At 55.0% G+C, this 13,523-nt stretch carries 12 protein-coding genes and 1 tRNA gene; 10 read left to right on the plus strand and 3 right to left on the minus strand.

Annotation, left to right across the window (positions count from 1 at the left end):
- Window positions 1–126 precede the first annotated feature (126 nt).
- The 4 genes from ACR0D7_RS15650 to ACR0D7_RS15665 all read left to right on the plus strand — a co-directional run bounded on the left by ACR0D7_RS15650 (window position 127) and on the right by ACR0D7_RS15665 (window position 1,645).
- Window positions 127–369 (plus strand): tyrosine-type recombinase/integrase, encoded by a 243-nt coding sequence (locus tag ACR0D7_RS15650; RefSeq protein ID WP_480679847.1) that lies wholly within the window; start codon window positions 127–129, stop codon window positions 367–369.
- An 84-nt stretch (window positions 370–453) separates the two neighbouring features.
- On the plus strand, window positions 454–693 hold the full coding sequence (locus tag ACR0D7_RS15655) for a hypothetical protein (protein WP_480679849.1): 240 nt from the start codon (window positions 454–456) through the stop codon (window positions 691–693).
- Window positions 683–1,363, plus strand: coding sequence for a hypothetical protein (locus ACR0D7_RS15660; protein WP_480679928.1), 681 nt, complete (start codon window positions 683–685; stop codon window positions 1,361–1,363). Before ACR0D7_RS15655 ends, ACR0D7_RS15660 begins: the two co-directional genes overlap by 11 nt.
- Window positions 1,364–1,558: 195 nt before the next feature.
- Window positions 1,559–1,645, plus strand: a tRNA-Leu gene (locus tag ACR0D7_RS15665).
- A 263-nt stretch (window positions 1,646–1,908) separates the two neighbouring features.
- Here ACR0D7_RS15665 and ACR0D7_RS15670 read toward each other — a convergent pair.
- On the minus strand, window positions 1,909–2,406 hold the full coding sequence (locus ACR0D7_RS15670; RefSeq protein ID WP_480679850.1) for a hypothetical protein: 498 nt from the start codon (window positions 2,404–2,406) through the stop codon (window positions 1,909–1,911).
- Complete coding sequence (locus tag ACR0D7_RS15675) at window positions 2,399–3,166, minus strand: helix-turn-helix transcriptional regulator (protein ID WP_480679852.1); 768 nt, start codon at window positions 3,164–3,166, stop codon at window positions 2,399–2,401. The genes ACR0D7_RS15670 and ACR0D7_RS15675 overlap by 8 nt, the downstream gene beginning before the upstream one ends.
- A gap of 605 nt (window positions 3,167–3,771) precedes the next feature.
- Between ACR0D7_RS15675 and ACR0D7_RS15680 the strand changes: the two genes are divergently transcribed.
- The 5 genes from ACR0D7_RS15680 (at window position 3,772) to ACR0D7_RS15700 (ending at window position 12,285) form a co-directional block, all read left to right on the plus strand.
- Window positions 3,772–6,117 (plus strand): beta strand repeat-containing protein, encoded by a 2,346-nt coding sequence (locus ACR0D7_RS15680; RefSeq protein ID WP_480679853.1) that lies wholly within the window; start codon window positions 3,772–3,774, stop codon window positions 6,115–6,117.
- Window positions 6,118–6,246: 129 nt separating this feature from the next.
- A complete protein-coding gene (locus tag ACR0D7_RS15685; protein WP_480679854.1) occupies window positions 6,247–8,190 on the plus strand; it encodes a type I secretion protein in 1,944 nt (647 codons plus the stop codon).
- A 162-nt stretch (window positions 8,191–8,352) separates the two neighbouring features.
- Entirely contained in the window at window positions 8,353–10,464 is a 2,112-nt protein-coding gene (locus tag ACR0D7_RS15690) for a type I secretion system permease/ATPase (RefSeq protein WP_480679855.1), read from the plus strand.
- A gap of 11 nt (window positions 10,465–10,475) precedes the next feature.
- Window positions 10,476–11,828: an HlyD family type I secretion periplasmic adaptor subunit gene (locus tag ACR0D7_RS15695; RefSeq protein WP_480679856.1), complete on the plus strand. Its 1,353-nt coding sequence runs from the start codon at window positions 10,476–10,478 to the stop codon at window positions 11,826–11,828.
- Between the two features lie 79 nt (window positions 11,829–11,907).
- Window positions 11,908–12,285 carry a rhodanese-like domain-containing protein gene (locus tag ACR0D7_RS15700; protein WP_480679858.1) on the plus strand — a complete coding sequence of 126 codons (378 nt, stop codon included), beginning with the start codon at window positions 11,908–11,910 and terminating at the stop codon, window positions 12,283–12,285.
- Here the strand turns inward: ACR0D7_RS15700 and ACR0D7_RS15705 are convergent.
- Window positions 12,282–13,082 (minus strand): alpha/beta fold hydrolase, encoded by an 801-nt coding sequence (locus tag ACR0D7_RS15705; RefSeq protein WP_480679859.1) that lies wholly within the window; start codon window positions 13,080–13,082, stop codon window positions 12,282–12,284. The genes ACR0D7_RS15700 and ACR0D7_RS15705 overlap by 4 nt on opposite strands.
- A 49-nt stretch (window positions 13,083–13,131) precedes the next feature.
- Between ACR0D7_RS15705 and ACR0D7_RS15710 the strand changes: the two genes are divergently transcribed.
- Window positions 13,132–13,506 carry a hypothetical protein gene (locus ACR0D7_RS15710; protein ID WP_480679860.1) on the plus strand — a complete coding sequence of 125 codons (375 nt, stop codon included), beginning with the start codon at window positions 13,132–13,134 and terminating at the stop codon, window positions 13,504–13,506.
- Window positions 13,507–13,523 lie beyond the last annotated feature (17 nt).

A 13,523-nucleotide genomic window follows, 5' to 3' on the forward strand; every position in this document is an offset into this window, starting at 1 on the left:
CTTGCTTCACCGCAAATCCGCCGCATAATCACAAAAACCAGATGAGCCAGATCCTCTCTTAGCTCAGGCGGCCATCTGTCCCAAAATCCCTGACGACGGACACATAATCACCCTAAGTATATCCGGGTGTCCTACGACAGCTTCCAAGATCACTGGGATTTAGTCCGAGAGCAACTTGGGTACACCGAGGACCCTCACTTCGTAATACATACTCTCCGCCATACGTGTGCCTCAAGGTTGACACAGGCGGGGGTCGATCTTCGTCGCGTCCAAACTTGGATGGGACATAAGTCGATCTCAACGACACTCAGGTACGCCCACTTGGCCCCTGATGATCTTGAGGTCGCTGCGGCTGCACTGGTCGCTTAACCCTTAACCACAACTCAAATCAACTAAACGTCTACGGGCGGTCATCTGAGTGTTGACCGTCTGTTTTGGCGTGGAAGGAAACATATGTTTGATACCGTAGCCCCTCCCTCAATAGCTATCTTCCTAGCTCACCAGTTGGATGGTGATACAGCTTTCACGGTGGAAGTGGAACTTGACGGAGGTGGGGCCATCTATGGAATGGCGGTAACTGGGGTCCAAGAGAACGGATCAGGTTCAATGCTCTTAATTGGTGAAAACCTAGACGGTCGAGAGTGTGCGGTCGTAATTGATAAGATAGCGGCGCTGACAATCAATAAAATCTGAGGTGAAAGTCCTCATAGCTTGCGAGTGTTCCGGCACAGTTCGGGACGCTTTCCTATCACGCGGCCATGACGCTTGGTCTTGTGATCTCAAACCCTCAGAAACCCCGAGTAACCGACACATCCAAGAGGATGTCCGTGTGGTTCTCAAAATGGATCAGTGGGACCTTCTCATGGTCGCACATCCACCTTGTACACGCCTATGTAATTCAGGCGTCAGATGGCTTCACACGCCCCCTCCTGGTCGAACTAAGGCGGAGATGTGGGCGGAACTTGATGCCGGGGCTCAACTCTTCTCCGACTGCTGGAACGCGGACATACCTCGTGTCTGTATAGAGAACCCTGTGATGCACAAGTATGCAAAAGAAAGGATCGTGAACTATGAACAGTTCGCTCAATCAGTCCAGCCGTGGCAATTCGGTACGGACGAAAACGGACCAGACAACGAAAAGAAGCGGACGTGTCTTTGGCTGCGTAACCTCCCGCCTCTTATTCGGACCGGTACACTCGACGGATCAAACGCCCGATCCTCGGTTCATAATGCGTCTCCCGGTCCCAACAGGGGGGCAGAGCGGAGCCGCTTCTTTCCCGGCATAGCTGCGGCTATGGCTGACCAGTGGGGAGACCTAGGGCCGAACGTAGAGCCCGAACTGTTCTTCCCCATAGCAGCTTAAGGACATCCCAGATAACCGGAGAGAACCCAATAAAGAAACCCATGATGAATATCATAATCAGTGACGTCACAAAGAGTTCTAACATTTACTGTCTTTCCAATTAGGTACGTTGACTGTAAGTGTTCCGAAAGTCACCTTCAATATACCTTGGTGACACTGGTGACATCGTTGGTGACATTGGTGACATGGTGACAAGCGGGTGTGGTGGAATTGGTATACACAAGGGACTTAAAATCCCTCGCTTTCAATGGCTTACGGGTTCGAGTCCCGTCACCCGCACCACCCTGTAGTGGACTTAAAATCTCCAGGCGGAAACGCCGTGCCGGTTCGAGTCCGGCCGCGGGTACCAAAACCAACTTTGTGCAAGTCTTATTCTCTGAGCATGCGCGCTGTCTTTGCTCGCTCACATTTTCAATAAGCTGCGCTTTTGATCCCGCTTTCCTGTAGGGGCGAGTGGCTCGTTCAAATCCCATCTGCACGAAAAGGTTTCGTAAAAAGACGTTGACCGGCTCACAACTTAGCCCACCCTGTTCGGGTGGTCACAATCAAACCGGGAAACCCAAGTAGCCTATCAGGCGCCAGATATCCCGGTTGGCAGCCGACAATTGCGTGAGGGTATCTTCGATTTGCTGAATGGCCTCTTCGTCAACAGTGTCTTCGCGCCCCATTTTTATATCGGTCTTTCTATCCGAGATGCGCATCAGAATGGTCTTTGGATTTCCGCTGTCGGCATCGAACGAGTAAATGCAGTGATTGTATTTGTTTCGAATAGACGAGAGCCTACTTAGTCGTTGGGTGAGTTCCAGGACTGGATCCCGAATTTCGGGCGGACGGCCGTCCATCTTTGCCAGCCGCTCCACAAGGTCTACGCGAGCGCGCGTTGTGTTGAGGGTCAGAAAGATAATAACGGCGACGTCTTTTTTTGTATCACCAAGTCCAGCAATAAGGTGGATCAACAGGCTTTCGGTGTTGGTCCACATGTAATTGAGCTTGCCGACCAGCAGGATTAGGCGGTCAAAGCGAGATTCGATGGCTTCAGTCAACTGTTTGACCCTGGGCTTGTTCTGCTACCACCTCAAAATAGAACTGAGCAGCAGCTGTCCTGTTGCTGACACCGATCTTGCCCGCAACGTTATGCATGTGCAGCTTTACCGTGTGCTCAGTAATGCCGAGGTTTGATGCGATGATCTTGTTGCTTTGACCTTTCGAGACGAGGCGCAGAACCTGCTTTTCGCGCCGCGTCAAGCGGGCAAACACCGGGTTTGGTTCTTTCGGTTTTTGCTGCGGCTCTGCTGGGGCATCGCCCTGCAGGCAGGGGGTAGTCGGACTTTGCGGGGGTGACACACAATCTGCCAGAAAGCTTGGCAGGTAAAGCTCTTCATGCATCAAAAGCCGTAAAATGGACCGCCATACATCTGGCGCGACGTTCATTGGAAGATAGCCAATATCTCCGAACTGCCTCCTGTCCCAGTTTTTAAATAGGGAACGGGCTGTGTCTTCCTTACGATATGCAAAGGCAAGACATCCCGACCCAACTGTTTCGATATAGAGGCCTGGTTGGGTTAGAAGGTCGTTAAGCATTATTTGGTCGACGACAACCACTTTCCCGGCCGGCAATCTGGATGTGTCGAGTGATTTTAGTTCAGCGATGTCATCATACCTATGCGCAGAAACACCGAATTCGGTTTGAACGCTACGCAGAGTTTGGTTTGAAAAGAAAAGCTCCTTGCCAATAAAGTTGATCGAGAAATCTTCGGTACAAAAATTTTTTTGGGCGGCACTATCCCGCAACGGATTGCTCATTACTTCCCCCTAAAAACTCACGCCACGAAATCTGTAGCGCACTAGTAAACAACACACTTAACGCGAATTAACGATAGATTAACTTTTGGTTTAAGTAACTATAGCTGAAAGTCCAGTTTTCATCAATATTGGGCCTTTTCCCACCCATTCGGGCTAGAACTTTGGTTTAGGTTCATCGCTGCTACTTTCGAAAATGTTGAGGGTTAATACGGTTTTAGATCTTTATCCGAGATCCTTCGGAAAATTGGTGATTTTGCTCGTTAATATTGAGTTAATATTTAAAAATACTGCGTAATATCAAGCCGCTGTGCCGTCTAATGCTTAAGATCAGCTATTCAGGGCGCTGTTCGGCTGCGACCATTACCCTGCTTCAATTTGGGAAGCTTAGTTACTGATCTGCCTGCGCATCGTGAATTGACGCGAGCCTCAATGACCGTGGGCAGCAAGTCGGCTTGGCCGGGAAAGGGAGGTGGGAAACGACTTCACCAAACGAAACCGCTTCAAGCGCGTTTTAGCGCCTGAGAGCTTAAATTTTGTTTCAACAGCGCCAGTAACCGTTTGTTAGATGAATGACGGTCGGGCGCGACAACAAATGGATATTTGTTATGAGTAAAAACCGTCAATATCAGCCCCATAATGACATCACAGCAATTGGCGAAGTGAACGTTGACGAGGCCTATGTGCCGATCGACGCCGACATCAACGTCAAGCATGCAGATGTCGAAGCAAATTTGAACAAACAGAAACAAGACACGGATGTTGATCAGAATCAGCGCCAAACCACTGACGTCGACGCGGACCAGGATCAGCGCACAGACGTGGACAATGAAAATGATCAGGACCAAGACCAGGATCAGCAACAAAAGCAGTCTCAGTCGAACAAAAATGGCGGCGATGACAGCAACACGAACGACGTCAACAATAAGATCAATATTGATTTTGGCGGCGGTGAGTGGATTCCCCGTGACGATGATCTGGTCGATGTGGATGTAAGCAAAGGCGGTTCGGTTGACGACGTGATCACCGTAGGAAACGACTTTGATTATGATCCGGGTGACGACACAAATCTGGACATTTCGTTGGACGGCTCAGGCAACGACATGTTGTCGATCAACAACCAGCTTGCAGAACTGACTGACAACGATCATCTGGGCCAAGCTTCGGTTTCGAATGACGGTGGCACGTTCGAGCAACATGGCGACGCGACTGGCGGTACCGCCAACTCTGACGATGGCATAGATGCCGAGTCACTTGGCGGCAATTCCGGCGCGGGTGGTACGGCTCATGGTGGCGGTGCGATGGCCTTCACCAAGGGTAGTAATGCACAGTCGGGCGGCGGCGAAACTGGCAACGCCAATGCCGATGCAGACGCCGGAAATGGCGGTGACTCGGGTGATGCAAAAACTCTGGGTCTGAACGCCAGCAAGTCGGATGCGAATGCCAGCGGATCCGGCGACGGTGGCAATGGTGGCACTGCGGACAGTGATTCCAGCGCCTACAACAAAGGTTACTCGGACGCGTCCGACGCTGATAGCGACGGCGGAGACGGTGGCAACGCAGGCTCGATTGGTCTGGGGCTGGGATTGGGACTGTCGGGTGCCGGTAACAGCGGTCAGTCAACCGGTGGTTCCAATGACAGCATCGCAGCTGCCAAAGGCGGTGCGCTTGCAGCCAATGACGCATCATCCGGCAACGCCGACGGCGGTGACAGTGCAGCAGGCAACATCGGCCTGGCCAAAAATGAATCAGACAGTGACACCGAAGCCAACGGTGCTTCTTCCGGTGGCAATATCGGTCTTGGTAAAGCTGGCAGCCTTGCCAACAGCGACGCTGATGCTGACGGAGGCAAAGGTGTCGGCGGTGACGGTGACGGCGGCAAAGGCGAAGGTGCGCGCGGCGACGGTGGCGATGGCACTGGTGGTGCCGGTACTGGCGGAGACGCCGGTCAGATCGACGCAGCTCTTGCGGCTTCGCACCAGAGCACGGGTCTGAGCGGCCTGAACCTGGGCGGCGCGGGTGCCTACAACGGCGGTGGCGGTGAAGCCGAAGCTGGCAAAGGCTATGGCGGTGAAGGGGACGGCGGCCGCGGTATTGGTGGCGACGGAACCGGCGGTAACGGTCCGGGCGGCGACGGGACTGGCGGTGCCGGTACCGGCGGTCAAGCAGACTCTGACTCGGATGCTCAGGGCGTCGGAGATCAGTATGCTACAGGCCCGGTTGTCACCCAATCCCCGGGAGATGTCACAGGCACGGCGCGCAACGATCAGGATGCCGACTCGAACGGTGGCGCCGGCGGAACCAACGACACCGATGGTCGCGCAGACGCTGAAGGAACCGGTATGGCAACGGCCAACGGGACCGGCGGTGGCGGCGGCGCAATCCAACAGGACGCGCAGTCGAGTGGCAGCGGCACGGGGTCTGCAGACGCGGATAACGATGCCGGTTATGGCGGAGAATCCTCGGTATTTGCCACGGCGGACACCGATGGCACCGCTGACAGCCTGGCCGAAGCAATCTCGGGCTATGGCGGCGCTGGCAGTTCGGACAATGACGCAACGTCGACCGCATATGGCACGACCAATGGGATGTCCGAGTCGGGCATCGGCGGCGGCGGCGGTGCCGCGCAATCGACTGGTGGTCAAAGCGGCGACGCCAACGGCTTCGCAGAAGCTGGCAACGTAACTGGCGGCAACGTCAGTGGCGGCGATGTTTCGGGTGCGTATTCAGGGGCCGGTGGCAACGCTGGTAGCGCTGGTACCTGGGGCTCGAACAATGGCGGCGACGGCATCGTAAACGGTGAATCGCATGCTTCTGCCGCTGCGGTGGTTGATACGTCAGCCTTCAACCAATCGATCGTTATGGGGGCAAACGTCCTTGGCAACTCGGTCGATACAACGATGGTTGGCGGTTCCATGAGCTCGTCCTACGCCAGCGACGATACCGACGTGTAACCAGAGTTCAGTGCCCGCGCATGCGGGCTCTGATACCCTTCGAGAAAAACGCCGAGGCCGCAAAAAAGTGGCCTCGGCCCAACTTAACCCAAGCCGGAAATTTCAGCCGGGGCGGGGAAAGGAACCGATATGTCTCTCGACAGTATTACGGAACAGATTGCACATTTTATTGGAACGTTTGAGCTTACGACCGAACAGGCGCGATTGCGCGATCAATATGAAGAATTTACCGCGCTAAGACGCCAAGCAGAACTTGAAGATTTGGCAGACCCCACACGTATTGAGGTCTCGGCACATCTGAAATTAGAGACGGGCGAGCATAATTTGCTGCCATACAAGTTTTCTGCGCCGCAGGCCGAAGTGCCCTTATCACCTGCCACCGCTGAGCAGCTTGAAAGTCTCGGAGCGGGTCCCAGCCAATCGTTTGGTTTGGAATTCAATTTCCCCCAAGCGCTTGAGTTGGGATCATCCATACAACTCACCATGATCCTAAAACCCGAGTTTATTACCGAGCTGATCGGTTCGGCGGTTACCTATACGGTCCAGAAAATTCGACTGACCGACAATGACACCGTCGGAGAGGGCGATTTCAGAGATGTCGAATCTTTGATGGCACAGGGTGACGGGCTGTTGGCTAAAGCGTTGTCGCTGCATGCCACATCGTCCCCGTCAATGGACATTCAGGATTACCTGTCTGGTGCGGCGCTGGAAGTACTTATCGACCAGATGCAAACACCCCTGACCCCCGAGGTGGAAGGGGCAGAAATTCATCAGTTCCACGGCGATGACGCATTGGGCATTGTTGTGAATGGCGAACATGTCGATGAAGTGCCGGATTTCAACGAATTGCTGCCCGCGCATCTCAGGGCCGATGAAGAAGAGGGGGCAGGGGATGATACCCCAAACCCATGGCCTGCAGAGTGGGAGCAGACCGAAGATCCTGTGTTCGAAGATGGCCATTCGGTGATTGCAGGTGGAAATCTGGCTGTGAACGAAGTTGCGGTAACCGTCAGCTGGATTGACGCACCCAACATCCTTGTAGGTGGTAAAGCCACAAACCTGACAGTGTTCAACCAGGTGGCTGTTGTCTCTGATGTTGATGAAGGCGAGCCCGGCGTGCAGAGCGAAACTCATGTGGTGCAGTCCTCTGAGATTGCTGTTGAGGCCAACGAAGCATCATGGCTGGAAGACAATGTCGCGGAAGCAGGTCAAGAGCCGGTTGTCGATGTCGACTGGATTTCCGGCGATATGTTGGTCACGAATTTCATCAAGCAGGTTATCGACGCTACGGATATCGACCAGATCGCCACCGAAATTACCGCGACGTCTACGGCCTACACTTTGGGCGAGAATGTCATGACCAACGTGACTGACATTCTTCAGTTGGGCAGCTTCTACGATATGATCGTTGTTGGTGGAGATATGACATCGGTCGATGCTGTGTCGCAGACCATCGCGCTGTCTGACAATGACGTGGTGCATGGTGCTCAACCGACAGAGGCTGAGGACAATCTGGTGATGAATCAGGTGTCTCTGACGACGACGGGCGAAGACACACATGAGGAGTTGAGCGAAACACTGGCCGAGGTGATACCTCTGCAAGAAGTGGACACCGACGCGTTGGAAGACGCGCTTTTGAATGATCCCATGTTTGCCGGGACAGAACTGGTCCGGGTGCTCAAGATTGAGGGCGATCTTTTGCAGGTCAATGTCATCGATCAGGTCACCGTGTTGCAAGATGATGACGATGTTTATGTCGACGCACCCCCCGGCAAAGAGGTTGCCGCGCTGGGTGCTGGCAATGGCATTCTGAATTCCGCCCATGTGAAAAAGATGGGTGTGGATTCAGTGATCAGGGCCAAGGAAGAGGAATATTCCGACCTGCTTTTGCATCAGGCAAGCATCTTTGAAGACGCGATGGCGGAAAAAACCGAGATTATCAGCGAAGCTGTCGCGCTGATGATGGAAGAACTTGATGCGCCGGGCAAATCTGAACACGCCCCCGGTCATAACAAGCTAACGCCATCGGAAAAAGCAGGCCTCGATGATGGTCTGGAGACTATGCTTGCGTAGAAATTTTGTGTGTTTTGCGAGTGAACTGAAAGTTTTGATATGTCGATTGAATTCCCGTCGCGTCCGAGACGTTACGCCAGCCCCTTGGACCGCCATGGTGGTGCCGTCTCATCAACCTCAGATGCAAGCGGTTCTGGGGAGGAATCAAAGAAAACCCCAGGATTGCGACTAAGCGACGACTACCGCGTGCGTGACCCCGAAGGTGGCACTCGCGACGCCGTCGTCACAGGCGATGAGAGCGCGGGCCAGACGGTGAAACCAAACCTGACGGGTCACAATACGAAAGACGAACCAGGCCTGCGCGCGGGATCCTCCTCCCAGCGCAAGCAGCCGCAGCCTGTCGAAGGTCATGACCAACAGGACAGCGGTGCTGGGGTGGCCGATGCCGAGGGCTCAGATCCCGAAACGGTCAGTAAGACCAGCGACCGAAGTACCCCCAGGTCGCGCTCGGGTGACGGTGATAGAATGGGCACCACAATCGAGGCCACGGCAAATGAACCATTGCTGCGCAGCACCCAAAATGGCGGTGATGGGAAAGGGCCACCCCAAACATTTCACAAACGCACACCACCCGAGGATTTTCGAAAGACGCTTCGTACCTCGCTACGGGCGATCTATCGCAATCTAGCTTTTGTGCTGGTTTTGACCTGCGCGACAAACGTTCTGATCCTGGCAATACCGATTTACCTGTTTCAGATCAGCGACCGTGTTCTGACCAGCCGCTCGCTGGATACGCTGATCATGCTGACGGCCATCGTGGCCGGGGCGGTGATTTTCCAATCAGCTTTTGATGCGGTGCGACGGTTCATGCTGATGCGTACCGCGGTTGAGGTCGCAGCCCGTCTTGGCGCACCGATCCTGAGCGCTGCGGCGCATGCCTCGTTGCACGGTACAGGGCGCGAATATCAGACATTGGGCGATCTTCAGCAGGTCAGGGGGTTTCTTGTTTCTGGAACGCTAATCTCATTCCTTGATGTGCCCTTCGCACCTTTGTTCATCTTGATGATCTTTCTGGTGCACCCTCAGCTTGGGATGATCGTGATCGTAACAGCGCTGCTGCTGATGACGATCGCGTTCATCAATCAACGCATGACGGCGAAACCGTTTGCCGAGGCGAATAGGGCACAATCCATGGCGAACCAGCATCTGGACTCGATGTCGCGCAACAGCCAGATCATAAATGCCTTGGCCATGATCCCAGAGGCGGTGCGCATCTGGGGTCGTGACACCGCGCAATCTATGACGTGGCAAGTCCGTGCCCAGGATCGCAACGTGATCTTCGCTGCGATTTCACGTGCCGTGCGTCTGCTGACTCAGATCGCCATTCTGGGCTGGGGCGCGTATCTGGCGTTACAGGGTGAAATCACTGGCGGTATGGTGATTGCGGCTTCGATTATCGCAGGGCGCGCTTTCGCTCCGATTGAAGGTTCGATCGAAGGATGGAACGGCTTCCTGCTGACGCGGGCCGCCTATGGTCGGATCAACCAACTGTTGTCCAGCTCTGCCCTGCAGTTCGAAAAACTGCGCCTGCCACGCCCCGAAGGGCGGCTGGATGTCGAACGCCTGCTTTACGTACCGGGTGGAACCAAACGCGTCGTGCTCAACGGTATCAGTTTCTCGCTGAATCCGGGTGAGACATTGGCCATCATTGGTAATTCGGGTGCAGGTAAGACCACGCTGGGCAAGACACTAGTTGGATCGGTCCTTCCCACATCGGGCAGTGTCCGGTTGGACCTGATGGATATCCGCAACTGGGATCCGCGCCAGTTTGGTGAAAGCATCGGCTATCTACCGCAGGACGTTCAACTGTTCCCCGGCACGATCAAGGACAATATCGGACGGATGCGCTCGGACGCGACGGATGAACAGATCCACGATGCCGCCGTCTTGGCCGATGTGCACAACATGATCGCAACCCTGCCGCAAGGTTATGAGACGGTGGTCTCCGCCGATGGCTCGCCCCTGTCTGGCGGGCAGAAACAGCGCATCGCATTGGCGAGGGCGTTCTTCGGCAACCCGCGCATGGTGGTTCTGGATGAGCCGAATTCGAACCTTGATGTGGCTGGTGACAAAGCCTTAGCCCGCGCCATTGAGCAGGCCAAAGAAAGCAAGATTACCGTGGTCGTGATCACTCAGAAGCCAACGCTGCTGAACGTGGTCGATAAGATCATGCTGCTTACAGATGGACGTGTGGCGCTGTTTGGCCAGCGCGAACAGGTTCTGCAACAACTCAATGGGCCGCGCAGCAATACGCCCGGCATTCAAAACCAGTAAGGGGGTGCGACATGAACGATCTTGTCCCCGTGAATAACGATCCCAAAAACCCGGACGTCTGGTATGCCGAGGTTCCACGTTCAATCAACCGTCTGGTCGTCATAGGGATGATCCTGCTGGTCGTGTGTTTCGGCGGCTTTGGCGTCTGGTCTTTCCGGGCGCCTTTGGCCGCTGCTGTGATTGCGCAGGGCAGTTTTGTTGCCACTGGCCGCAACAAGATTGTGCAACATTTGGAAGGCGGCATCATTCAGGACATCAAGGTAATCGAAGGCCAGTCCGTCAAAGCCGGTCAAGTCCTGATGACGTTGGACCAGACATCGGCCGAAGCCAATGAGCGCGAGTTGTTCATCCGCAAAGCACGCCTGCAGGCTATGTCCGAGCGTCTGAATGCAGAATATGCAGAGTTGCAACGGTTGGAATTTTCCCCTGCCTTGATGGCCCAGGCAGAGGACACAGAGGTGATGACAATCCTTGATGGGCAAAAGATCAGCTTTGATCTATCTCGCAAGACCTTGTTGAACGATATCGCTTTGTTGGAACGCAATATGGAAGCCCTGAGAATTCGTTCCAGCGGGTTTGAGGCGCAGTTGGACAGCATGGTTCGGCGCTCAGCGATCCTGCAAGAGGAATACGAGACCAAGCATGCCCTTTTTGAAAAGGGGCTGGTCCGTAAGGGCGAACTGAACACAATCCGCCGGGTTCAGGCCGAAGCTGAGGGGCAGCAGGGGCGCCTGCAAGCCGAAGCTGCCGAGATCAACCAGATGTTGCTGAAATACGAAGAGCAGATATCGCGCACGCGCGCGGCTTATCGTGAGGCTGCGTTGGACGAGTTAGGCGTGATCGAAGCCGATCTGGAAAGCGTGCGCGAAAAAGCGCGCCAAGCACGCAGCGTTTTGGACCGCGCGGTCGTACGGGCCCCGGTTTCAGGCACGGTTGTGCGTCTGCTCTATCATACTCCGGGTGGCGTGATCGAAACTGGTGAGCCCATCGCTGAAATCCTGCCCGCAGACGCGCCACTGATTATCGAAGCGCAAATCCCGCGCACCGAGATCGACAGCGTCGTTACCGGTCAGGATGCGACGGTGCGTTTGGTGGCACTGAATCAACGCACGACCCCGGTGCTGAACGGTCAGGTGTTCTATCTGTCAGCCGATGCTCTGGTCGAAGACACTGCGGGTGCTCCGCAAGAGGTCTATCTCGCCCGCATCTCGCTTGAACCCGAAGAGATCGAGCGCGTGCGCGGCTTTATCCCTACCCCCGGTATGCCTGCTGAAATCATGATCCAGACCGAAGAGCGGACCTTTGCAGCCTATATCGCTAAGCCTGTGACAGACAGCATGACGCGCGCTTTCCGCGAGCAATAACAAGACTGGTCTGATGGCCGGTCTACACGTTCCATTTTCCGCATGTTAATCTGTGGTGGCAGCCACCGGAGGACGACTTGTGCCATTAACCGTTCAAGACATGATGGAGGCCGCAAATGCGGTCGTTAAACGTGTAGATACCGCTTTTGCCCAAGTAGCTTTAGGGCAGGGTGGTCTGTTGCTGGATGTGCGCGATGCCGTTGAATTGCAGCAAACCGGTCGGGCCAAGGGCGCGCATCATATCCCGCGTAGCATGTTGGAGTTTCGGGCCGATGACACCTTGCAATCCCATGACCCAGAACTTCAAAAAGATCGCCCGATCGTTCTGTATTGCTCGGCCGGAGGTCGTGCTGCCTTAGCGGGCAAGTTGCTGAAAGACATGGGATATCATCAGGTTTATAACCTTGGCGGATTGTCCGATTGGATCAATGCCGGCGGGGAAGTTACTGAACCCTAGGCGTTCAGGAACGCCCGGACAGCTGCCTCAAACTCTCGCGGTTTTTCGGCGTGTAGCCAATGCCCCGCGCCGGGTATCTTGGCAAACTTGGCAGCCGGGAAAAGCCCCCGGATCAGGTCGCGGTGCTCGGGTAGAACATACTCGGACTCGGCGCCAGACAGAAACAGGGTTGGGCCGTCCCAGCTTGCGGTTAGTTCAGGAAAGCCCATGATCGTCGGCATCTCGGCGGCCAGCACGTCAAGATTCAGCAGCCAGCGCTGCCCTTTGACATCCAGAGACTGGGTAAAAAAGCTCTGTAGCGCAGGCTCAACGCCCAACTTCGCCAGTTGCTCCGATGCATCCGAGCGGCGCTCGACCTTGGACAGATCGACCGAGCGCATGGCCTCAATGAACTGGATTTGACTGTGGCTGTAAATAACTGGCGCAATGTCGGCCACGACTAACTTGCGCACCAAATCCCCATGTTGTAGCGCCAGCGTCATTGCCGCCTTACCGCCCATCGAATGCCCCACCACATCGGCCTTGCCACCAAAATGGTCGATCACCTCGGCCAGATCGTTTGCGAGCTCGGGATAGCTGTGCTGATCGGTCCACATGCTATAGGCGTGGTTGCGCATATCGACGGCAACCACCTGCCTTTCATCCGCCAGCCGACGGGCGATTACCCCCCAATTTCGCGCCGAGCCATACAGCCCATGTGCAATCAGCAAAGGAGGTTTCGCAGTCGGTTCGCCATGAATGATCGTATTCAGCATGCTGGTGTGATACCCGCCGTGAGCGGAAACAGCCAGCCCCATTGTCGCCCTTGCCCTAGGGGGGTAAGTTAACGGCCTTGGAGGCCTCGAAATGTCGGAAATTTCAGATGTTCAAAGCCAGATTGCGCACACGGTTCAGTTGCTGCGTAATAAATTGGGAGTTCGGGACAAAACGCTGACAGCATCGGTGAAAAAGGCCAAGCGGCAGCTGCCCCGCCGGATTTACAAACAGGCCCTGCTATTGGCGAATGCCGAGCAGATGGCGGCCCATCCCAAATTGCGTCTGGTGCTGGATACACCGAAACTTGTGAAAGCGTCAGAAGAGGTTCAGGCCCATCTGAACGGAATCAACTTGGCTGATCGGCGTTGGGGTTGGTTTCTAAGCTTTCTTGGATCGCTGGCCTTGGGTTTCCTTGCCCTGTCGGTGCTGGCGTTGATCGTTCTGCGCTGGCGCGGCTTTATTTGAGTACAACTGGTCAAAGA

The organism is Ruegeria sp. BB7, from assembly GCF_056539365.1.

What these genes read in the sequence shown, in the direction of transcription:
- ACR0D7_RS15655 (WP_480679849.1), top strand. Translation starts at nt 454, where the DNA reads ATGTTTGATACCGTAGCCCCTCCCTCAATAGCTATCTTCCTAGCTCAC.
- ACR0D7_RS15675 (WP_480679852.1), bottom strand. Translation starts at nt 3,166, where the DNA reads ATGAGCAATCCGTTGCGGGATAGTGCCGCCCAAAAAAATTTTTGTACC.
- ACR0D7_RS15680 (WP_480679853.1), top strand. Translation starts at nt 3,772, where the DNA reads ATGAGTAAAAACCGTCAATATCAGCCCCATAATGACATCACAGCAATT.
- ACR0D7_RS15685 (WP_480679854.1), top strand. Translation starts at nt 6,247, where the DNA reads ATGTCTCTCGACAGTATTACGGAACAGATTGCACATTTTATTGGAACG.
- ACR0D7_RS15695 (WP_480679856.1), top strand. Translation starts at nt 10,476, where the DNA reads ATGAACGATCTTGTCCCCGTGAATAACGATCCCAAAAACCCGGACGTC.
- ACR0D7_RS15705 (WP_480679859.1), bottom strand. Translation starts at nt 13,082, where the DNA reads ATGGGGCTGGCTGTTTCCGCTCACGGCGGGTATCACACCAGCATGCTG.
- ACR0D7_RS15710 (WP_480679860.1), top strand. Translation starts at nt 13,132, where the DNA reads ATGTCGGAAATTTCAGATGTTCAAAGCCAGATTGCGCACACGGTTCAG.